The organism is Bacillus sp. R45 (assembly GCF_021729365.1).
In the GTDB taxonomy this organism is placed as follows: Bacteria; Bacillota; Bacilli; order Bacillales; family Bacillaceae; genus Bacillus; species Bacillus velezensis.
Window position 1 is genome coordinate 2174084 of sequence record NZ_CP091421.1, and the last position, 21639, is coordinate 2195722.

At 44.1% G+C, this 21639-nt stretch carries 25 protein-coding genes, 1 other RNA gene, 1 pseudogene and 1 riboswitch; of the genes and pseudogenes, 3 read left to right on the plus strand and 24 right to left on the minus strand.

What is annotated here, in order from left to right; genetic code table 11:
- Positions 1-152: 152 nt before the first annotated feature.
- The 11 genes from L3V45_RS10600 to L3V45_RS10650 form a co-directional block, all read right to left on the minus strand.
- Positions 153-1100, minus strand: a complete 948-nt coding sequence (locus L3V45_RS10600) for an ATP-binding protein (RefSeq protein ID WP_196615997.1) — start codon at positions 1098-1100, stop codon at positions 153-155.
- Positions 985-1686, minus strand: coding sequence for a DnaD domain protein (locus L3V45_RS10605; protein WP_236836995.1), 702 nt, complete (start codon positions 1684-1686; stop codon positions 985-987). Before L3V45_RS10605 ends, L3V45_RS10600 begins: the two co-directional genes overlap by 116 nt.
- Positions 1687-1883: 197 nt before the next feature.
- The gene (locus L3V45_RS10610) at positions 1884-2717 is read right to left on the minus strand and encodes a PD-(D/E)XK nuclease-like domain-containing protein (RefSeq protein ID WP_371877451.1); all 834 of its coding nucleotides are present in this window, start codon (positions 2715-2717) and stop codon (positions 1884-1886) included.
- Positions 2641-3561: a hypothetical protein gene (locus L3V45_RS10615; protein WP_025852621.1), complete on the minus strand. Its 921-nt coding sequence runs from the start codon at positions 3559-3561 to the stop codon at positions 2641-2643. The genes L3V45_RS10610 and L3V45_RS10615 overlap by 77 nt, the downstream gene beginning before the upstream one ends.
- Positions 3558-3746, minus strand: a complete 189-nt coding sequence (locus L3V45_RS10620; RefSeq protein WP_038458929.1) for a hypothetical protein — start codon at positions 3744-3746, stop codon at positions 3558-3560. Before L3V45_RS10620 ends, L3V45_RS10615 begins: the two co-directional genes overlap by 4 nt.
- 101 nt (positions 3747-3847) lie before the next feature.
- Positions 3848-4045: a YqaI family protein gene (locus L3V45_RS10625; protein ID WP_236836996.1), complete on the minus strand. Its 198-nt coding sequence runs from the start codon at positions 4043-4045 to the stop codon at positions 3848-3850.
- A complete protein-coding gene (locus tag L3V45_RS10630) occupies positions 4035-4301 on the minus strand; it encodes a YqaH family protein (protein ID WP_236836997.1) in 267 nt (88 codons plus the stop codon). Before L3V45_RS10630 ends, L3V45_RS10625 begins: the two co-directional genes overlap by 11 nt.
- Positions 4298-4870 carry a helix-turn-helix domain-containing protein gene (locus L3V45_RS10635; protein WP_014418218.1) on the minus strand — a complete coding sequence of 191 codons (573 nt, stop codon included), beginning with the start codon at positions 4868-4870 and terminating at the stop codon, positions 4298-4300. The genes L3V45_RS10630 and L3V45_RS10635 overlap by 4 nt, the downstream gene beginning before the upstream one ends.
- Before the next feature lie 57 nt (positions 4871-4927).
- Positions 4928-5656: a phage regulatory protein/antirepressor Ant gene (locus L3V45_RS10640; RefSeq protein WP_100261867.1), complete on the minus strand. Its 729-nt coding sequence runs from the start codon at positions 5654-5656 to the stop codon at positions 4928-4930.
- Positions 5653-5967 carry a hypothetical protein gene (locus L3V45_RS10645; RefSeq protein ID WP_032863594.1) on the minus strand — a complete coding sequence of 105 codons (315 nt, stop codon included), beginning with the start codon at positions 5965-5967 and terminating at the stop codon, positions 5653-5655. Before L3V45_RS10645 ends, L3V45_RS10640 begins: the two co-directional genes overlap by 4 nt.
- Before the next feature lie 12 nt (positions 5968-5979).
- Positions 5980-6237, minus strand: coding sequence for a helix-turn-helix transcriptional regulator (locus L3V45_RS10650; protein ID WP_442863050.1), 258 nt, complete (start codon positions 6235-6237; stop codon positions 5980-5982).
- Between the two features lie 161 nt (positions 6238-6398).
- On the opposite strand from L3V45_RS10650, the gene L3V45_RS10655 reads away from it, so the two are divergent.
- Positions 6399-6779, plus strand: coding sequence for a helix-turn-helix domain-containing protein (locus L3V45_RS10655; RefSeq protein WP_043021753.1), 381 nt, complete (start codon positions 6399-6401; stop codon positions 6777-6779).
- Between the two features lie 362 nt (positions 6780-7141).
- Positions 7142-8338 carry a site-specific integrase gene (locus tag L3V45_RS10660; protein ID WP_156240410.1) on the plus strand — a complete coding sequence of 399 codons (1197 nt, stop codon included), beginning with the start codon at positions 7142-7144 and terminating at the stop codon, positions 8336-8338.
- 43 nt (positions 8339-8381) lie between these two features.
- Here the strand turns inward: L3V45_RS10660 and pbuX are convergent, their stop codons facing one another.
- The 5 genes from pbuX to L3V45_RS10685 all read right to left on the minus strand — a co-directional run bounded on the left by pbuX (position 8382) and on the right by L3V45_RS10685 (position 14429).
- Positions 8382-9686 carry a xanthine permease PbuX gene (gene pbuX / locus L3V45_RS10665; RefSeq protein WP_014305276.1) on the minus strand — a complete coding sequence of 435 codons (1305 nt, stop codon included), beginning with the start codon at positions 9684-9686 and terminating at the stop codon, positions 8382-8384.
- Positions 9683-10267, minus strand: a complete 585-nt coding sequence (gene xpt / locus L3V45_RS10670) for a xanthine phosphoribosyltransferase (RefSeq protein WP_057080530.1) — start codon at positions 10265-10267, stop codon at positions 9683-9685. The genes pbuX and xpt overlap by 4 nt, the downstream gene beginning before the upstream one ends.
- A 99-nt stretch (positions 10268-10366) precedes the next feature.
- Positions 10367-10466: riboswitch (purine riboswitch) on the minus strand.
- A gap of 133 nt (positions 10467-10599) precedes the next feature.
- Complete coding sequence (locus L3V45_RS10675; RefSeq protein ID WP_025852639.1) at positions 10600-12102, minus strand: carboxypeptidase M32; 1503 nt, start codon at positions 12100-12102, stop codon at positions 10600-10602.
- A 111-nt stretch (positions 12103-12213) separates the two neighbouring features.
- A complete protein-coding gene (locus L3V45_RS10680) occupies positions 12214-14133 on the minus strand; it encodes an ATP-dependent DNA helicase (protein ID WP_017418013.1) in 1920 nt (639 codons plus the stop codon).
- Between the two features lie 104 nt (positions 14134-14237).
- Positions 14238-14429, minus strand: coding sequence for a hypothetical protein (locus L3V45_RS10685; RefSeq protein WP_003153550.1), 192 nt, complete (start codon positions 14427-14429; stop codon positions 14238-14240).
- Positions 14430-14595: 166 nt separating this feature from the next.
- Here L3V45_RS10685 and L3V45_RS10690 point away from each other — a divergent pair, with 166 nt between their 5' ends.
- Entirely contained in the window at positions 14596-14748 is a 153-nt protein-coding gene (locus L3V45_RS10690) for a YpzG family protein (RefSeq protein WP_003153548.1), read from the plus strand.
- Positions 14749-14788: 40 nt separating this feature from the next.
- Here the strand turns inward: L3V45_RS10690 and L3V45_RS10695 are convergent, their stop codons facing one another.
- The 8 genes and pseudogenes from L3V45_RS10695 to L3V45_RS10730 all read right to left on the minus strand — a co-directional run bounded on the left by L3V45_RS10695 (position 14789) and on the right by L3V45_RS10730 (position 21558).
- Positions 14789-15955: a THUMP domain-containing class I SAM-dependent RNA methyltransferase gene (locus L3V45_RS10695; RefSeq protein ID WP_024085525.1), complete on the minus strand. Its 1167-nt coding sequence runs from the start codon at positions 15953-15955 to the stop codon at positions 14789-14791.
- Positions 15956-16051: 96 nt separating this feature from the next.
- An RNA gene (rnpB, locus tag L3V45_RS10700) (RNase P RNA component class B) lies at positions 16052-16433 on the minus strand.
- Between the two features lie 55 nt (positions 16434-16488).
- Complete coding sequence (gene gpsB / locus L3V45_RS10705) at positions 16489-16788, minus strand: cell division regulator GpsB (RefSeq protein ID WP_003153541.1); 300 nt, start codon at positions 16786-16788, stop codon at positions 16489-16491.
- A gap of 79 nt (positions 16789-16867) precedes the next feature.
- On the minus strand, positions 16868-17416 hold the full coding sequence (locus L3V45_RS10710; RefSeq protein WP_044053362.1) for an SLOG family protein: 549 nt from the start codon (positions 17414-17416) through the stop codon (positions 16868-16870).
- An 88-nt stretch (positions 17417-17504) separates the two neighbouring features.
- Positions 17505-17741, minus strand: a complete 237-nt coding sequence (cotD, locus tag L3V45_RS10715; protein WP_003153539.1) for a spore coat protein CotD — start codon at positions 17739-17741, stop codon at positions 17505-17507.
- A gap of 83 nt (positions 17742-17824) precedes the next feature.
- Positions 17825-17932 (minus strand): annotated as a pseudogene (locus tag L3V45_RS10720) (hypothetical protein); the annotation flags it as partial.
- 121 nt (positions 17933-18053) lie between these two features.
- Positions 18054-19292 (minus strand): ribonuclease H-like domain-containing protein, encoded by a 1239-nt coding sequence (locus L3V45_RS10725; protein WP_236836998.1) that lies wholly within the window; start codon positions 19290-19292, stop codon positions 18054-18056.
- Positions 19293-19311: 19 nt separating this feature from the next.
- On the minus strand, positions 19312-21558 hold the full coding sequence (locus tag L3V45_RS10730) for a DEAD/DEAH box helicase (protein ID WP_025852651.1): 2247 nt from the start codon (positions 21556-21558) through the stop codon (positions 19312-19314).
- Between the last annotated feature and the right edge of the window lie 81 nt (positions 21559-21639).

Below are 21639 nucleotides of genomic sequence, written 5' to 3' on the forward strand. Positions count from 1 at the left end.
GCAGCAACTGCTTTAAGCACTTCTCCCCAGCTCCGTTTGCCTTATTTTCTCCTCCAGGACCCTAATCGCCGGTGTGAGATCCTGTCCGCCTGTCTGTTCAGCGGGGCCGAACATATAAATCCCTCCGGATCCTTGAACGTTCGTTTTTAAGCTCATTCCCATTCTCCTAACCTATGATTTAATTGCATTCGGTCTCCCTTGATGGTTACCGTATAATTACGGCACATCTGATGTATCCGAGATCCGAGCGCTTCGTCTATATCTAATAATGCTGCTGTATCTAATTCTGATGAAATCAGCAGGGGTTTGTGATTCAGGTAGCGATAATTAACGACCGACTGGATCTGTTCAACCTGCCAATCTGTGGCCCGCGGTTCTCCCTTTACTGGTTTAAATAAATCGTCGATGAATAGAACGTCCGCTTTTCTCATTGCATCAAGCTTGGACTCTAGTTGATCAAAGTTATCTCTTAAATTCCCCATCCCTTCAACGTAAGGGAAATACATGCAGTAAACAGATTTTTTCTTAATAAGGTTGTTCATGATTGCCGTTAATAGGTGCGTTTTTCCGCTGCCAGGCTGCCCAAGGAGGGCGATGCTGTTCGAACGTTCTCCTTTAACTTTTTGGAAATCCTTAAAGTATTCCATAGCGCACTCATATGCGTCTTTAATCATGGCAGGCTTGCCGTCTGTAATGAAATTACCGAATAAAAGCATTTCAAATTCCTCCGTAATGCCGCTGGCCTTCATAAGCCGCGCGATCTTTTTTCGTTTTACACACTCGCATTGCTTTGAAAATGTGGTTTTCCATTCCCGGGCCTTATCCGGCAAGCATACTTTCCCCGCAAGATAATCTTCTTCCCTGACCATTTGATCGGGGGACAGGCTTTCCATTTTCTTATGCTCTTTTCTCAACTGGCGCTCTGTATCTTGATGAATCCGGTAAACGATAATGCCCTTATCCTTGCATTCGGGGCACTCATATTCAGCCTTTTCTTCTGAGACGGCCTGTTCCGCTGAAAATTGAGCTGACCTGTCCCGTAGTTTTTTGAGAATGCCCGCCATTGCCATGTCCGTACTTTGTGTTTTGTGAGCTATCATGCTGTTTTTTCTCCTTTCTCTTCTGCGTAAACGGATTTGATAGAACTGCTTCAATGTAATTTAAACCAACCTTGCTTCCCTTGTTCCTGAAAGCCTGTTTCATAGCCTCCATGACCTTCTCCTCGCCGTAATCTTCAACCATATAACCAATTCGCTGAGCTTCAATTGGTCCGATAGTACGGGCGACTTTGTTCTCGAATAATTCAAAGACATTTTTCACTTTTTCATCAACTTCCTTTCTTTCTTCCGACACTTGGACAAGGTCCTTCTTCTTGTTGTAATTGCCAAGCTGTATGTAATTCGCGTAATTCAGAACTGTAACAATAAAGCCGCGTTTTTGCGGCAGCCTGTCCAGTTTTAAATACTCCTGCTTGACCATTCTGTCTAACGAGTATTTGATCTGATCGGATGACCAATTAAAACGCTTTGCTAATTCCACAAGCTTAATGATTGTCTGACCGGGCTCTAAATCCTGATCCGCTCTATACTCTGCCCGTTTGAATAAATGATCGTATATTGTCTCATCCCGTGAATCTTTAAATGGCAGGCGTGGTAAAATGACATATCCTAGTCCTTGCGTATCCATATCGCTCACCTACTTCCTTTTACACACTGCTGTTAGAGCCTTAAAATCAATATCTGTTAATTCTAAAGATGGTTCATTTGTCTTCAGATAGTCCGTTACATACCGTCTATATAAGCCCTTCCTCATATCACGCCTTACTGTCTTAACAAGCCAGTAATAACAATGCGGAATCGGAACCTTAATTAAATCCTTTTCCATCAGCTGATCAGCTCCGAGAAATGAATGATACTGTTTAACTGATTTGTTGCACGGCAATATTTGCATCTCTCACACCGCTCCGGCTTTTCACCGCCGTGTTTCACTTGCAGGATACGACCCATGCGCTGCTCAATCTCTTCAAGCTCTACTTCCATTCGACCCTTATCGATATTGATGACTGCTTTATCCGGCGGATCCTCTTTAGACACCCCCACGATAAGAGGTTCAAGCCACTCGTTACGCCCAGTCATACGCTTTTCCATTTCTGCGTAGAGCGCCATCTGTCCGATGTATCCGTATGCTTCGACAAACGAGCAATAGCCTATTTCCGGATTCCACACCTTTTCTCGAAGTGAACGGGTTGTTTTCAGATCTGCAAAACGGCTGCCGGCCGGGTTGTATACGTCCAGCTTGCCTTTCCACGGAACACCGAAAAGTTCAGCCGTTACGATAACTTCCTTTGCTCCTTGCAGAACGAACATACAGAGTTCGTCCTGTTGAATCGCCTCAATCATCAGATCAGCTAACTGATATTGCTTGTACAGCTGGCCTTTTTGTGTAAAAAGTGATGGCGTGTTTCTCTTGAATTCATCAAATACCTGTTTCCCTTCAAGCCAGGCATGAACATATTGACCGAAGAGGAGAGCCTCTGAACCCGGGGGCACCCATTCACCGTTAATCTTGGCCATTGTTGCCGCCTCGCATTGCAGAAAGCTCTTATATTGAGAATTTGACATGTAATATCTATCAATCTCGTTAGAATAGTAATTCTCCTTGTTTAGCGCCGGAATCGTCCTCATCAGCAGGATCACCAGCCTTTTTCTTTTTTTCATCTGCCTTCCCAACTTGCTCTTTTTGCTTTTTAAATTCTTCTTCAGCCTTTGACTTAGTCGCGCCTGTGGCCTTGATATTGAAGTAATCCTCTTTCTTTGCCATCCCATCACGAAGGGACGTGTAAATGCGTCCAATTTTCAAGAAATCTTGTTCAGTGAAAGCATCGATCGAATTGCCGATGTATTCCTGGATCATTTCTTTTGTAACGCCAAACTCTTTTTTGAAAAGAGATAAAGCGTTTCTGAGACGATCCTCCAAAGGTTCTTTATGGCCGCTGATTAATGTTTGCTGACACATATCAACCGCAGCATCTACGATATCGCCTGGAATTACTCCAAGTATGCAGGCACGCAACCGCCGCGCACCTTGATTGGCAACCATTTCATAAATATCCCTTGGATCATCAAGCTTTGTAATAGCACCGCGCGCTTTCCGTTCATGCTTAACCGTGAAAATCTTGGTTTGACGGGTATTCGTTTCGAGGTCCCAGGCATAAGCCATGACAGACGATTCTCCTGCCTTCTGTTCCAATTCCATAATCCCGTAATCAATATTCCCCCAGTTCTGCGCCAACGCTTCAGCAAGACGTATAGAAGGACCAGATACTTTTGAGCCGCCTCGGGGATATTCATACACCGCGTTCTCGGCCAACAGCCTCCGTTCACATGCTTTCTTAATCCGATCGAACGCCGCGTATACATCCCGCGGGAATTTCTTAGCAATGACCATAGCAGCCTGTACCTCTTGAGCTTGACGACTGACCATAGCTTCGGTAGTCACGTTGGTTGCCTGTTGAGGTGCGGGCATATAATCTGAGTAATCTACCTGAGACAATCCATTCATTTTGCTGCCACCTCTCTCAAATAAGCTTTTGTGCCGCGCCTCTGCCATTCTCGGTATGCATCCATTGACGGAAAACTGAAAACAGGACGGCCATACTTATCAAATGTAATTGAACCGCCAACCTGACTTAAACGTTCCTGGTCGTCCGCCCGGTCGCTGAATGACACTGTAATTGATTTTGCCATTTATAAAACCTCCATTGTTTTCTATGAGGCATTTTGATATAATTAGGTTCCAATCAATAATCAAAACGCCTTACGAAGTCCACTTTGCCGAGTGGGCTTTTTTATTGCGATGTTTGAAATTCAAAACCAAGCTGCTCCTTTAAGTACCGTTCAAGATTATCCCTCAAAATTACCTCGCTGCTGTCGATTACATAATCATCTGTTGGCATTATGATGTCCCCAAAAAAATCCTTTTTTATTTCAGGTTCTGACGTTTTATCGTGCCAGTTGTTCAAAACCATTGGATTTTCAATGTTCATTGCGATAGCACCTGCTTATTACAGTTAAATTAATACCTCGCTGCTGCATTTTCATAGCTACATCGTACAAACGGCCTTTGTTTGCTAACCGGTTAATATCCTCCGTCAAAACTTTTATGCTTCCGGCTAAGCTAATGGCTTCCTCGTAATCACCATCACGCAGGGCCTCACTTAGCATAATCGCCAATTCTTCTGCTGAATCCACTTTCCGTTTAGCAGCTTCTAAATCTGATTTAAGAAATTGATTGTTGTTCATATCGTAATTGCCTGCCTCTCCTCATGTTTTGCCATTGCTACTTGATCAACTAGCGCTTTTCTTGTCCACCTATCCGCTAGTTCTTGTATCTTTAAACCGTGTCCGCGGGCTAGTGAATAGATGAGTGTCTTATTTGCCGGGATAAGATCGAAAATCTGTTTAATATCACCCATTGGCAGTTCCCCTGCCCTCCTACCCGGCCTGTCACTTGCCAGCCAACGGGCTAGGTGTTTTGTTGCTTCCAACGCCTCTTCCAACTGATGGACCATATTGATTACCGCGGCACTTGCACTTTCATTTAATGCAGGATCAATGGGCGCAGCCGCTGTTGGGTGCAGACGGAAAAGATAATGCACGAGATCAATATGTTCATAGGCTTCACATACTTCAAACCACTTAATGCATAGTTCAGGAGTGAGTTTGCTAAAGCCATTTTCCACATCAGAAACATATCGTTGATCCTTTCCCCCAATTAAATTACCGATTTGATACTGTGCAAGGCCCGCCGATTTTCGGACACCACGCATAATCTGCGGTAAATTTCGCAAATTGTATGGGTTGTTCTCCATATGTTTGCCTCCTGATATATTCAGTTTTTTACTGATAAAATTTAAGTAATGAAAATACTAACTTGCCTGTTGCTTTTTCAACTTGTTAATGATGTAGGCTTGTCCCTTTGGTGTAATCTTCATTGTGAGCCACGTTTTTGACTTTCCGCTTACTTCTCGAACTCCCTGTGCTACTTCAAAGTAACCGCGGTTCACATATTCTTGATAAGGCTCATTTTTGTTGGAGAAGATCATCTTCCAATCTCGTAATTTCTGAAACAACTGCCTCTCACCAATAACAATGCCTTGTTTGGATGCAAGTTTTGCAACCTCTCTGACAAGCAGGGACTTTTCAGACGCCATGCACGATTCAGCAAAACTGACCAACGGCTCCTGAATTCTCAATGTTTGTTCAAGCTGTTGCCGTTCTTCCTGTTCGGTGATCCATCGCTTTGCTCGGCTGACTGGATCATCAATCATATAAGACGGCTGCTTTAGTTTCTGAAGCTCATTTTCCATTCGGTTAAACTCCGAAATATACTTTTCTTTAAACAGCGCTGCCTTTGCACCTGTGTAACCAAAAACTAAGAATGTAAGACCGTCACGCTTGATGAGGTATTTTTTATAAGTGCGATTCCTATTGTCCTTATATTCAACCTCCCCAAAATTGTGGAGATTAAATTCTTTGCTAGAATCAAGTTTTTTAATATCACGTAAAACATGATCATGACGCTTTCCGAATACCTCAGCAACAGTCAGGCTATCGGTTACAACTTGATCGCCTTCAATAAAAACAAGTTGATTCATGCGGTTGCCCCCTTACGGAAATACTGGGTATTTTCCTCCACCCAACGGGTATTTCTTTCAATCCATTTAAATAGCAGCTGGGTTGGAATTTTCTTGCCGAACTCATCATTTACCGGGAAATCAGGTCGCGACATGAGTTCAGACATTTTTGTTTGACCGCATCTGAGTACTTTCATCGCTTCTTCTCTGGTTAAGATGTGAGGTAGCTCATTCAACGCCCCTAGCCGCTCAACCAACATATCTGTTGCCCTATCAGCAATTTTTGCTGCAATTTGATCAATGAAGTTATCGTCGTATTGCATGGTAAACATATTTGGTACCTCCTATGCTGTGTTTGATTTTTGATCACTACTCAAAACGCGTACTGAATCATCAAAAAAAAGAGTCCATTTAAAATCCAGAACATTAGCGATAGCTTTTGCTGTCGGAACTCGTGCATTTCTTTCACCTTGTTCTATAGACGCGTACGTTGTTCGAGCAATATTAGCTTTATTTGCAACTTCTTTCTGTGTCAGGCCCTTTGATAAACGTATATGCTTTAACCAATTTCTTTGATTTACTTTAGAAGCTATTTCTCTCACCCCCAATACTCATAACGTGTCGTTGTTTTAAATATACTACTCATTACGAGTCCTGTAAATACTTTTTTAAAAAATATTACTCATTTTGAGTAATAGCATATACTACGCTTATTGTGGAGTTATAATATTGTTAGTTCCACAAAACGTGGGAGGCGATAAATTTGAATTTTTCTAATCGACTTAAAGACCTTAGAGTTGATAAAAGATTAAAACAGCAAGAAGTTGCGGATAAATTAGGAATTGCAAGAACAACCTATGCTTCATATGAGCAGGGAAAAAGAGAGCCAGATCACGAAACACTTATTAAAATATCTGATTTTTTTTGTGTCTCCATAGATTACTTGCTGAGAGGTCAAGAGTACTACCAAGATAAAGCTAAAGAACTCCGTAAGCAGAATGATGTTCGTTTTGATAATGTCGAAGGACAGGAACTGATGACGGAGGATGAAAAAGATAAATATCTTGCAGATGCTCTAAGGCGACTTGATGGAATTGAAAAAATGATTGCAGAGAATTTCAAAAACAAAAAAGAGGAAAAGTAATTATTCTTTATTGTTTATTAAGTTATTTCTGTTTACTAATAAGATCGGAACTTGAACCGGAATACAAATGAACCCGATCCGAAAGGATAATTTCACCATGTTCCTAATCCCTTATGGTTCAAGGGTTTTCAATCTTATTCTCATCTGAAACTGATCCGGACTTGAACGGAATCTCATCAGTAAAAATCGAGTCGTTGAGAAAAGTCCTGTTTTTAAATTTTGATTAGCCCTTTTAGGGCTTTTCTTTAAACAAAATACACGAACGTAGGTTCTCTCACCGAAATGCATCAACTCTCCTCCCCTACTTATTAATTTCATTTGTATTTAAAACAACTCCTATACTTAATCTAAGAGGTGAAAGAATGTATACCAAAGAATTAATCAAGGGTAAAAAGTGGTTAGCAGTTGGAGAAGGCCCTCGTGACCCAGTCACCGGCAAACGAAAGCAAATTCCGCGGCGGGGCAAAACAAAAAAAGAAGCCGAGCAAAGAGTCCGTGATGCGATTGCTGCTTTAAATGAAGATGGCATCGATGAATCAAGAGTGAAAAAGATGACTTTTGATCAAGTGGCGGCCGAATGGCTAGAAGAGTATATGTTAACAGGGAAGAAAAAGAACACTGTCCGAATTAGAAGAGAAGAAATGAAAATATTAAACTCCTATATTGCCAAAACGAATATCGGAAAAATAACTTTAAGACAGTATCAAAAAATACTAAACGATCTATCAGAACAAGGATATTCACGAAGCACGATGAGTGGCGTACATACAACAGCAGGAATGATTTTCAAGTATGCGGTTAAAGTAAAGCTAATCAAAAGCAACCCTATTGCAGACGCTATAGTGCCTAAAAAACGTATAACCGTTGAAGAAATCGAAAATAACAACATAGCTGAAAAATACCTTGAAAAATCGGAGATCGAGGAATTTCTTTCAGTAGTTAAAAACCATGGTTTACACATGGATCTGGAACGATTTTATTTACTGGCGTTTTCCGGTATGCGATCCGGCGAGTTATGTGCCCTCAAATGGTCTGACATCAATTTCGAAACAAAAGAACTCCGGATAACCAAAACCATTTATTCAGAAAGTAATAACATGAGAGAGTATGAATTAACTCCACCCAAAACACCTGGATCAATTCGAACAATTGCTATAGACGATCAAATTATAGCCATGCTGAAAGCATATAAAACGAAAGTGAAAAAGATGCATTTGCAATCACAAACAAAATTATCTGAGTACCATAATGAAAACTTTATTTTCGCAAGAGCAAACGGGTACCCTTACCTGCCAAAAAGCATCATTTATCGGATGGAAAGAATTCTAAAAAAAACATCCATAAAAAAACATGCGACTCCTCACATATTCAGACACTCACATATCAGTATGTTAGCTGAAGCAGGTGTCGATATTGCGACTGTGATGAAAAGAGTCGGCCACGATGATGTGAAAACAACAATGAAAATCTATACCCACGTTACAAATAAAATGAAAGAGGATGCCTCGCAAAAAGTTCAGCAAACTTTCGGAAGCATCCTCGATCTCGGGATTTCATAAAGAAATGTTATTAAAATGTTATTTTTTTAAGAAAAACGGATCACTAACCCTCTTGAACCCTTGTTACATCAAGGGTTTTTTTCGTTTTAGGAATCATATTATAAACAATATTCAAAAGCACGGCGGTAAAGCTTCCGGCGACGATTCCGTTTGTGGTCAGCAAATTTAAGTAAGACGGCAGGTGCTTAAACATATCGGGAACGACGGTTACACCGAGTCCCAATCCGACCGAACACGCGACGATCAGAAGATTTTCCTGCTTTTTAAAGTCAATTTGACTGAGCATTTTAATGCCGTAGGAAATGACCATGCCGAACATGGCCACCATCGCGCCTCCCAGTACTGAAGACGGGATGATGGTCGTGAAGGCTGCGATTTTCGGAAAAAGGCCGAATAGCATTAAAAGTGCGCCCGTGACACCGATGACCGCGTTTTTCTTAATCCCCGTCAGCTGCACGAGACCGACGTTTTGGGAATAGGCCGTATACGGAAAAGCATTGAAAATGCCGCTGATGAACACCGCCAGACCTTCCGCGCGGTAGCCTTTTGCTAAATCACGTTCAGACAGGCGCCTGTTTGTCAGGTCACCGAGAGCGAAATAGACGCCGGTTGATTCAACAAGGCTGACAATGGCAACGATTGACATCGTAATAATCGGTGCCGCATGAAATGTCGGCGTCCCGAAATAAAACGGTTTAATCATTTGAATGGCGTCAGCATTCGCCACATTGTCAAATTGCACTTTTCCCATAAAATATGCGATGGCCGTCCCGATGACAATGCCGATTAAAATTGAAATGGATTTCAAAAATCCTTTTGTAAACCGATAAAGCAGCACGATAATGACGAGCACCGTAAATCCGAGGGCAAGGTTAGCCGGATCACCGAAATCCTTGCTGCCTTCCCCGCCGGCAATATGATTCATCGCGACCGGCATTAAGGTCATCCCGATAATCGTCACGACAGATCCGGTTACGACAGGCGGAAAAAAGGATACGAGCTTGCCGAAGAAAAATGACAGCAGAATGACAAGCAGCCCCGATGCCAAAATGCTTCCGTAAATGGCTGAAATCCCGTACTCCTTACCGATGGAAATAATCGGCGCTACCGCGGTGAACGTACAGCCGAGCACAACAGGCAAGCCGATGCCGAAACATTTATTCCTCCATACTTGAAGCAGCGTAGCCGCCCCGCACATAAAAATGTCAATTGATACGAGATATGTCAGCTGTTCTGCGTTCAGTCCCAATGCCGCTCCTACAATTAAAGGAACGACGACGGCGCCGGCATACATGGCAAGCACATGCTGGATACCGAGGGAAAGTGTTTTGGCATAGCCGTTTTTCATGAACGGACCTCCTGTACAAATGTCACTTTTCCGTCTTCAAGCGATTGAATTCTCGTCAGTGATTCGACCCGGCATCCTTTTTTCACCAGCTCGTCTCTTCCCGGCTGAAATGACTTTTCAATGACGATTCCGATCCCGCAAACCGCTGCGCCTGCTTGTTTTACGATGGACAAAAGCCCCTCTGCCGCCTGTCCGTTCGCTAAAAAATCGTCAATGATTAACACGCGGTCTTCTTTCGAGAGATGATTTCCGGAGATTGCAATCTGACTTTCTGTTTTTTTCGTGAAAGAATAGACGGACGCCGTCAGCAGATCATCCGTTAACGTGAGAGACTTCCTTTTTCTCGCAAAGATGACGGGAACGCCGAGTTCAAGGCCAGCCATTACCGCAGGGGCAATGCCCGAAGATTCAATTGTGACGATTTTGGTTATCTCGTCTTTTTCAAAACGCCGCGCAAATTCCCGGCCGATCTGCTGCATGAGAACCGGATCAATTTGATGGTTTAAAAAAGAATCCACTTTCAGCACTTGATCAGAAAGAACGATTCCGTCTTCTGCTATTTTTCGTTTTAATGCTTCCACAATGATTACCCCCGCTTATAAAAAATAAAAAAAGCATTGCCCGCTCTCCAAAAAAAGAGCAAGCAATGCCGAATGATCTACACGTAACGGCCGAATAAAGCCGTTCCATTGCTCACTCATAGTCGGACATTTACGGTGACCGGTAGAAACTTGCGTGCCATATCCACGCGATTATATGAGTGTTCGTATGATATTAATCAAATTATAACAAGATACACTTCTTTTGCATAGTGAAATTTGAATATTTCCGAACTTTTACAAAGAATTAGTTTTCGATTATTCGTCTTTTTAGAATTTTTAGAAAAACACCCGGTGTATACCGGGCGTTTCGTTTATAAATATAAATTTGAATATTTGCCGACGAGATACTCAATGAGATATTGAACGTTCAGCTCTTCTCCCGTTGCATCTTTTATGATGTCAAGCGGCATTTTGCGTCTTCCGTGCTGATGAACCTTTTCTGTCAGCCATTGTTTGATCGGCTCAAAGTCGCCCCGTTCTATTAATTGATCAAATTCAGGCAGATCCTCAAGCATGGTATGCTTCAGCTGTGCCGCATACATATATCCGAGCGCATAGGAAGGGAAATAGCCGAAATCGCCGCCCGCCCAATGTACGTCCTGCAAAATGCCTTTTGCGTCAGATGGCGGCGTAATGCCTAAATAATCATGATATTTTTGATTCCACAATGCAGGCAGTTCTTCCACTGTCACTTCATTGCTGAAAATCGCTTTTTCAATTTCATAACGGATAATAATATGAAGCGGATATGTCAGCTCATCGGCTTCAATTCGGATAAAGGTCGGTTTCGCCTCATTTACGGCGCGTACAAAGTCCTCTCTTTTCACATCTTGAAATTGATCAGGCGAAGCCTCAACCATTTTTTCATAATAGGCGGTCCAGAAATGTTGATTTCTGGCGATAAAGTTTTCATAAAATAACGATTGGGATTCATGAATTCCCATGGATGCACCGTCAGATAAGTTCGTTCCGCTCAGCGCTTCGTCAATATTCTGCTCGTAGATCGCATGCCCGCATTCATGAATCGTTCCGAAAATCGCCGTGCGGAAATCGTTTTCGTCATATCTGGTCGTCACCCGCACATCGCCGCGGTTGATTGTCGTCGCAAACGGATGCACCGTCTCGTCCAGGCGGCCGCCGTCAAAATCATACCCGAACTCTTTTAAGAAATACAAGGAGAGGTCTCTTTGTTGTTCTTTCGGAAACGTTTTCGTTATAAAGGAAGTGTCCGGTTTATTGCCGGATTCCGTCACTTTTTTGATAAGCGGAATGATCGCTTCCTTCAATTCAGAAAACAGCTGATCCAGCACCTTTACCGTAACACCCGGTTCGAAAATATCGAGCAATGCGTTGTATGGATGATCTTCATAGCCCCAGTAAGAAATAAACCGCTTATTAAAATCAATCAGCTTCTCAAGGTACGGAGCAAACATAGAGAAATCAGAGGCCGCCTTTGCATCCTCCCAAGCCGTTTCCGCTTTCGATGTTAAAATGACATATTCTTTATACTCATCTTCAGGAATTTTTTTATTATGATCATAATCTTTTTTCGCAAGTTCCGCCGCTTTCACTGTATCTTCAGAGAGCTCTTCTGCATGCACGAGAAGGATGTCGATCAGCTCTTTCATTCGGTCGGATGTCTGGATTTGAAAAACGTCAGCCGACAGCTGTCCGATGCTTTCCGCCCGGTCATCAGAGCCTTTTTTCGGGGCTCCCGTTCTTAAGTCCCAATGCATGAGCGCAATGGCTTCTTCATAGTGGGATACTCTTTTTAACAGATCAAAAAACTCTTTTTCATATGTATGTACATCCATATCCGTTCCCCTCCCTTTTCACTATCAATTACAGGCTAATGGAACGCCGTCATAAAGTCAACTTCCCGGATTAAAAAAAGCCGCAGGATAAGATTCCTGCAGCTCTTGTTTTTATACGATTTTCGGTGTAACAGGCAAGACCTTTTTGACTTCGGCCAGGACCCGTTCACTTTCTCCGCCCGCATAAATGGATATGGTTCCGCTGTCCTGATTAGAACGGATGAGGCGGCCGATTCCCTGCCGGACTCTCAAAAGCATGTACGGCAGATCAACTTCCTCAAACGGATCTTTTTTCGCTCCGTTCCGCTTTGCGGTAAACACAGGATCATGAGGCGGATACGGCAATGCCCAAATGGTCACATTCCGGAGCGAGTCACCGGGAATGTCAAGACCTTCCCATAAGTGGACGGAACAAAGCACGGATTCTTCATCCCGCTGGAATTTTTCGACCAGACTGCTGATCTCTTCGTCACCTTCGTAGTAAATCGGATACGGCAGCTCCCACGCGGCAGCCTGTTCTTTAAATTCCTTCATGTCTTCAAAGGAAGGGAAAAGAACGAGGGTGCGTCCTTCATTCTCCTTAATGGTTTCAATCGTTTCGGCTGTTTTCTGCTCAGACGTCATGTCACCGTGAAGCGCAACAGACATTTGCTCCTCGTAATCGTACGGAGATTCAACGGTAAATGATAAAGGATCACGGATTCCGAGACTGTCAGCGATATAATCAAATGAACCACCCTCAGAAAGAGTGGCCGATGAGAAGATATAAGGTATCTTTTTAGAAAAGACCTTTTCTCCCAAAACTTCGGCTACAGTTCTCGGCATAACGACAAACGTTGAGTCTGTATCCCGCGTTTCAAGCCAGCTGATGGCATCCTTTTGATACAGCGACAGCGAATATGCCATTTGTTCGACGTATTCTTCTACAACTGACAGCTCGTACTTATCAATCGTATACATTTCCGATTCAAATACGAGCGCCTCGCCGATTTTATCGAGCAGACGGCACAGTTCGTCAGCTGCACGCTTAACACGCTGGTCGTTTTGGATGTCCAATCGGTGAGAGCCGGCGATTTCCTTCGATTCCTCTGACAGCACATAGAAAAACTCATCGTTTGCGGCAAGGGCATCTTCAATCAGTTCGGCGAATTCCTCTCTGATGTCATTTTGAAGCAGACGCTCTAAAAACAGCTCAAGCGTCGACTGCTTCACACGATACGTTAACGCTTTTTGCGCGGCGAATTCCAGCAGATGTCCTTCATCAAACACGACGGCGCTGTGATCCGGCAAAAGCGGCAGCTGCCCTTCCCTTTTGCGTGATTCTTCCGTCCATACATGCTCCATGTAGAAATCATGGGAGCAAACAATCAGATCCGTTGATTTTCTGTAATGATCTCTTGAAAGTGTTAAACCGCATCTATGTCTCATATCACATGTTAAACAATCTTGGAAGGAATCATAGCTGACGCCTGCCCACTCTTCATTTGTCAAATCAGCGTACTGTTTGCGGTCGCCGTACGGATAAAAGCGCTGCATCGCTTGTGATTCGTGTACGAATGAAGGCAGCGACTCATAAAGATCCAGCCACTTTTCATCATCAGAACGCTGCATCGTTTTCTCCAGCTTTTTCAGACAGAGATACTGCTCATGGGATTTGGACAGCCGTGTATCAATCTGCAGATCCAAATGTTCTGTCAGCTTGGAAATGTCGCCTTCTTTTTTGACAAGCTGTTCAATTAACGTTTCATCGGCGCATGCGATAATGGCCGGTTTACCCGTATATCTTGCATAGCTGATGGCAAACAGCAGATACACCAGCGTTTTCCCCGTACCGACTCCTGCCTCAGCGAACATGACCTTTTTCTCTTTAAAAGCCCGTTCAAGCTGAAACGCCATAAATACCTGCTCATCCCGAAGGTCAAATCCTTTCTCGGGAAGGATATCGTAAAACACGTCACCAATCCAATTGTTCAATTCTTCGTAAAAATTCTTTTCTTTTGTTAAAGCAAAAGGCAAACGTGATGTTGTCACCCAACTCCAACCCCTAACTATTCGGCATTCAGACCATCTATAATATCATTTAACCCTTTTCAATACAACAAAAAAACTTGGCCACGCCAAGTTTTTGTCATTACTCATTTCCGGTTAATGATATGTGTACATAGGAACGGATGGTCTGTTGAATGTGTATGTTTTACCGCATTTTCAAGTTCTTCCTGTGCGTGTGTCATGGCGGAAGGACCGAACTCCGCTCCGGCTTCCTCCAGCCGGAAAGCAGTTGCGTCTAACGCCTTTTGTATTTTACTGAAGTGCTCGCTGTTCAGCATAAAATAAGATCACCTCTCAAATAGAAATAATCATCATTCTATGCCGATGCTTCACTTTCTATACATGCCATCCTGAATGATCCGCACCTGACCTGCACAAACTACAACAGATATTCGATCGAATATCCATCTTCACAAAATTATTCTATCCGGGAGTGATGGTTACATGAGTTATAAAGATCGATTAGATCAGCATTCTGAATTGTTTCATCACAATTGGACGCGGCCGAAACGCTCTAAATCGCAGGTGAACGGCCACACCGAAATGTCCCAGACCAACATTATTTTACGGAGCAACGCAAAAGCGCACCGCTGGTAATGGCAGAATAAAACGTAAAGATGCCGGAGAAGACGCTGTATCAGGCGTCTTCTCTTTGTTGCGGCTTTTTCCGCTGCGGCCGCACTTTAGCCCAGTACTGATAATAATCCGTTTTGATAAAACCGTTAAAGAGCTTCCGTTTTTTTGTTGCTTTTCTTCCGTAGACCTCTTCAAATTGTTCATTTGACGTTAACATGTAGACAGACCATGTATCAAGAGATTCAAATGCCCGGCCCATTTCTTTATACATCTGCTCGACTTCCCTTTTTTCGCCGAGCCGTTCGCCGTACGGAGGGTTTCCGACGATAACGCCGAATTCGAGTTTCGTCGTAAAATCCTGCACTCGCATCTGCTTGCATTCGATCAGGTCCCCAAGTCCCGCTTCTTCTGCGTTTTCTTTGGCGATGTTTACCATCCGGTGATCCACGTCACTGGCAAAGATCTGCAGCGGCTGATCATAGTTCGCCTTTTCTTCCACTTCAAGGCGTGCCTTGTCCCACAGTTCTTTTCCGATCCATTCCCAGTCTTCTGAAGCAAAATCACGGTTAAAACCCGGAGCAATGTTTTGCCCGATTAAAGCGGCTTCGATGGCGATCGTGCCGGAACCGCAGAACGGATCGACGAACGGACGGTCAGGCGTCCAGTTGGTTAACAGAATTAACGCGGCAGCGAGCGTTTCTTTAATCGGAGCTCCGCCCTGATCAACCCTGTATCCCCGTTTGTGAAGGCCTGTTCCTGATGAATCCAGTGTAAGTACGGCTTTATCTTTTAAAAGGGAAATCTCCACCTTATACTCGGGTCCCGTTTCTTCAATCCATTCATTTTGTTTTCCTGATTGAAGTTTCAGCTTTTCCGCTATCGCCTTTTTGACGATCCGCTGGCAGTCAGGCACACTGGCAAGCACTGATTTCACGGACTTTCCGATAACGGGGAACTTTGCGTTTTCCGGAATGTACGCGCGCCAGTCAATCGCTTTTGTTTTTTCAAACAGCTCATCAAACGTTTTTGCCTGAAACTCGGCGACCTGTACTTTGATGCGGTCAGCCGTCCGCAGCCATAAGTTAGCGCGGCAGATCGCAAGCGCATCTCCTTCAAAAATGACTTTTCCGTTGTCTACTTTGCATTCATAACCTAAATCACGCACTTCTTTGGCGACGATCGCTTCAATTCCCATCGGCGCCGTCGCTATTAGTGTGTACTTCTTCATCGTATCACCCTGTCTCTTTTAAGCTTTCGTTTCATTCAAGATAAAAGCTCCCCTTTAAAGGAGAGCTCTAATTTGTCATATCAATAATGTTTAACGTTCTGTAAGCCATGTTTTGTTCCGTCGTACTGCAATCGGCTCATCACCTCGTACTCAGGCGGCAATCATCTATCTACAGAAAGTATTCTGTCCTTCTATCTGTTCAGTTCCTTCAAGAAGGTTCCCCTACCAAAATTTGGGTTTCTCGCTCGAGGGGTTTACCGCGTTCCACTCTCAACATTTCTGATGAGACTTCGTCACTGTGGCACTTTCAAGGATACTCAGCCATATCCGGAGACGTAGGCTTTTTTCCTGCCGTCAGCCTATCAAGGCTGCCCTAGCTTATTTCTTCGCTAGGCACGAACACTACGGGCATCTCAGCACCGTGCGAGCATGGACTTTCCTCTACAGATTCAAAGACCTGCAGCGATTACCCGAACGTTAAGAACACTTGTTCATTATAAAGCAACTTGTCTCATTTGACAAGTGCATCTGTCTTATTCGTCATAAAGTTTGCTGCCGAATACATGTTTCTCAAGGTTGGACAGCCTTTTCAGAATATCAAAGTTGGTCGTATTGGACTGCACCGGCTGTTTTTTGCTTGCTTCTTCAAGCTGTTTTTTCAGCTGCAGATTTTCCTGCTGCAGTTCTTCAATTTCTTGATGAAAGGTTTCATAATCCTTAATAATCATATCTAAAAATTTGTCAACGTCTTCTTGTCTGTAACCTCTAACGCCTGTTTTAAATTCTTTTTCCAAAATGTCTTTCGCAGAAAGCTTTACTTTATCAGCAAGCATCTTTTTCACCTCATATCGTGAATCATCATGTTATATTTTATTCAGAAACACGTCCCGTTGTCAAATATTCTCTGACGTGTTATGTAAAGAAATCTTCTTCCTCAACGGCGGCACGGAGATCATCCATCGTAATCAAATAAATCGGATATCCGTCTGTTTCACGGCGTTTTTCTGCCTGCTGCAGCATATATTTCGGCGATCCTTCCACCTCCGGATCATATAAAAGCAAAAGCGCATCTGACTTTTCAATAAAGAACGCGTTTTTCTGCCGGAATTGGAGCGGACTTTCGTACGGCCGATGCGTCAGGCTCTCCTCATAATCTGCCTGAGCAAGCACCGCTTCATACATTTCTTTATTCGGCTCCTTCCACTTTTCCTCCTGGCCGTAGAAAGGCGTGATAACGGCAACCTTTAATTCCGGATACTCTTCTCTGAGATCGTACGCCGTTTCTGCCGCCCAAAGCTCAGTCCCCAGCTGTCCGGATATGAGAATCCATTCCAAGCCTTCGTCAATAAATCTTCTGAGTCTGGTTTCTATCGCCTTTTTTATATAAACAAGCGCCCGGTCATCCTGTTTAAAAATCCCGAGTTCAAACGGCTTGTACCCCGTTACGGCTAATACTTTCAATTGATCACCTGCTTAAAAAATGGGGCTCCCCATCGGGCCCCATTTTGATTTGCTGATATCCTAACCGATCTTGCTTAAGCGTTCAATACTAATGATCGCAGCAAGGGCTTCCGCACTGAAAATGCTGGTGAGTTGTCGGGTCAACATTTGAAAAAGTGTGCGGATAGTAATGAACGTGCTCAAAGTTGTGGTGATTTACGTTAGTTGTATGTTGCGGATGAATATGCGGCACAACCGTGTTAGAAAAGCAATGGTGTTCACAGCAATGAGTCGGATGGACAATCGGCGGCATCACGTTTGGTCTGCAACAATGATGATGAAACATGCTAAATCCCCTCTCCATTAACTTTTATTACACTGTTAGGTTATGAAGAAAAGAGGGTGCATGTTCTAATTCAATCACCCAATTTAAAAGTGTGTCAGCAAACTGTCTTTAAAATTCGAAAATACAAACGCAATCAAAAAAACCACGACAAAGAACAAGTAAAAAACACCTTTATACATACCAACTCTCCCCTATAAATAACTAACGCTATTTTACAAGATGCGGCACCATTCTACAACAAAATCGATGCGGATTCAGAAAAAAATATTTTTGGCGAAACAGCTCGGCTTTTGCGCTTTCCCGGGCAATATTTCAAGAGGAATATTTCCTCTTGAGCCGGGCAATTCTCACATGGAGCTTCTCGGCTTCTTTTTCCGATATTTCCCCGTCTTCTGCCGCCTGCTGCGCGGCCTGCAGAGCTTTTTTGTAATCTTTTGCATGGTGCTCAAAATAGATCGCCAGCTCAACCGCTGAATGGTGTCTGCATGTGTGAAGATCAGAGTCCGTCAGTTTCTCCCAAAGGGGCACGGCGTCTTGCCTGCGGTTTTGTTTTTTATAAAGCATCGCTAAGTCAAAAAGGGCCCGATCCGAATCTTCAAAGTCTTTGCCTTGCAGCGCTTCCAGCTGTGAAACGGCGCGATCGGTTTCTTTATGAGCGATAAACCATTTCGCCATGGCGTATGCTTCCTGACGTTCTGACGTCTGATCAGAAGATGCAAAAATCTTTTTTGACATATGGATGTAAAGAGCGATGAGGGAAAGCACATCCTGTTCATTATGCGAGAGCACTCCCTTTAAAAGAGCCGGGTCCTCCGCCTTTAAAAATTGAAAATACAGCATCGGCGCCAAATAACCAGGGGTGTCTTCGTCCCTTTTAAAAGCAAGCTCTTCATTTTCAACCGCCGAAAGCGATACACGCTCTAATTTATGTTTCCAAAGCCGTCTCGCCCCGTGCAGAAGATCAAAGTGCCCGAAGTCAGGAAGTTTCGGAAGCCTGTCCCGCAGCAATGTATGCCTGGTTTTTACCTGCGGCCAGTCAAAGGCTTTTCCGTTATACGTAACAAGGGACGTAATGTCAACCTCACTTAAAAAGCTTTTGTAAAGAGCCGTCTCGTTTCCCGGTTTAGGGAGCAGATGCTGTTTAACCGCTACACGGTCTTCATACACTCTTGCATGGCCGAGCAAAAAGATCATATTGCCGGCCCCGCCGCCGAGGCCGGTCGTTTCAGTATCAAAGAAGAACAGCTGGCTTTTTTCGTATCCTTCTGCTGATAAAGTATGTGTCAAACCGCCTTTATTCCATAATGCCATGACGTCATCAAGTTCACTGAAGCTGTACCGTCCGTGGCGGTGCGAAAGCGGATAGACGGTTTCGCGGATAAGACAGTATTCATCCTCAAAAAAGAAAGGCTTCACTCCGAATGCCTCCCATTCTTCTCTAAACGGGACTTGAATATCCGGGACCGAAAGTTGTGAAGCTGCCGGCTTTTTTTCAGCTTCCGGCACATTCAAGTGGTTTTTCATCCGCTTTAATTTATTTTTCAAGGACATCTTTCGTCCCCCTTTTCTTTTACACGTAATTCAAGAGCCGGAGTATCGCTTTCTTTGCATCTATTCCTTCTATTTCGGAGCCGATGCAGGAAGGACACCCGTCTTGACATGGACATTGTCGGATCAGGCGCTCAGCCCCTTCATTGATTTCATCAAATCGTTTATATACTTCATCGGCAAGTCCGATTCCGCCCGGATAATGATCATACAGAAAGATTGTCGGAAGTCCCGTATGTGCGGCTTTGATTTGCGGCACGACATGCACGTCATTTCGATCGCACATGACGTATACAGGCACGATATGCTGCAGGACGTGGGCAATACCTAAAAGCAGCTGTTCAAGCGTTTTTTCGCCGATTTCCGAATCCGTTTCTTTTAATTCAAGCCAGGCTGCACTGGTATGCAGTTCTTCTTCAGGAAGATGAATCGGTCCTGATCCTATATTTTCAAATGTCGTCATTTTAATTTTTTTAAATATTGTCGGAAGTGCGTTCACGGTGACGTCGCCGAAATGTAAGGCCGTTTTCTTTCTGCTGTCCGTTCTGTCAATGTCCAGCACTTTCAGCTGCACCGCTAAATTGGCATCTGTATAATATTCGACATCGACCTTTCGCACGTACGCTTTTTTATGGTCCCAATCAAGCTTTTCAACCTGATACTGCACCCCTTCATGAAGATAAATCGCTTCATCATGAAGAAGCGTCATCGCGCTGAAGCGGTCCATTTCTCCGATGATTTTTACATCAGCCGTCTCTGACCGGTCAACGATGACCACGTTTTCCTGTGACGCTGAACGGAGACTGATATTGGAGGCGGGAAAAGATTCGCTCGCCCAGTGATAGCGTTCGCGGTTTTCGTGAAGCACCCCTTCTTCCTCTAAATACTCGAGAATGTCCCTCGCATCATTTTCTCCGAATGTTTCATCGGCTCTGAAAGGCAGCTCATATGCGGCGCATTTCAGGTGGTCGACCAATATAATGAGATTATCGGGATTAATCCTTGCAGATTCAGGCGAGCGTTTAAAGAAATAATCAGGATGGCGGACAATATATTGGTCAATCGGATCAGAGTTCGCCACCATCACGATAAGCGCCTCACCCTGCCGGCGCCCGGCCCGGCCCGCCTGCTGCCATGCGCTCGCGACACTGCCCGGGTACCCCGTCATCACGCAGACCTGAAGCTGGCCGATATCAACGCCGAGCTCCAGCGCGTTTGTGCTGACAACGCCGAGAATGCTGCCGTCTCTTAACCCCCGCTCTATTTCTCTTCTTTCTTTCGGTAGATATCCGCCGCGATAGCCTCTGACAGACTTCGCGCCGATTTCTTTTTTTACGATCTCCTGAATGTGGCTTAAAATAATTTCGACCCGGACACGGCTTCTGGCAAAAACAATCGTCTGGATCTTATTTTTTAAAAAAGTTTTGGCAAGTTCGTTCACTTCCACGGTGGCGCTTTTTCGAATATGCAGCGGTTTATTTACAATCGGAGGATTGTAAAAAGCAAAGTGCTTTCTTCCTGCCGGGGCACCGTTGTCGTCAATCAGGCGCACGGATTTTCCCGTCAGCTGCTCCGCCAACTCCCTCGGATTGGCGATTGTGGCGGATGTACAGATAAATGACGGCTTGCTTCCGTAAAAAGCGCAGATTCTCATTAAACGGCGGATGACGTTCGCCACATGGCTGCCGAATACACCGCGGTACGTATGTAATTCATCAATGACGATATATTTCAGGTTTTCAAACAGACTCACCCATTTTGTATGATGGGGAAGAATGGCTGAATGAAGCATATCGGGATTTGTGATCACAATATGCCCGGCCTTTCTGACTTTCTGCCTGATAGCCGGAGACGTATCTCCGTCATAGGTGAAGCTTTTAATATCCATGCCCGTCTCGTCTATGATTTCATTCAGCTCGCTTTTTTGATCCTGCGCGAGCGCCTTTGTCGGAAATAAATAAAGTGCGCGGCTTGTGGCATCTTCCGCGATAGACTGAAGAACCGGAAGATTATAGCACAGTGTTTTTCCGGAGGCCGTCGGTGTGACGGCCACAATGCTTTCTCCGTTTTGAACCGTCTGAAAAGCGGAGTATTGATGTGTAAAAAGCCGCTCGATCCCCCTCTTTTCGAGAGCCGCCCGAATGTTCGGATCTACTTGCTCCGGCATCGGCATGGTTTTCGCCTCCCGCGGTTCCTCTTCATGCCAATGCACAATATTTTCATGATTTTTTAATTCCTGAATCAGTTCGCTCAGTGATTTTTTCTTCATCGTTCACACCTCTTTATGAGGTACAGTTTACCGAATATTTGTTTGCCTGGCTAGATGAAAATCCTGCACAAGAAAAAAAGC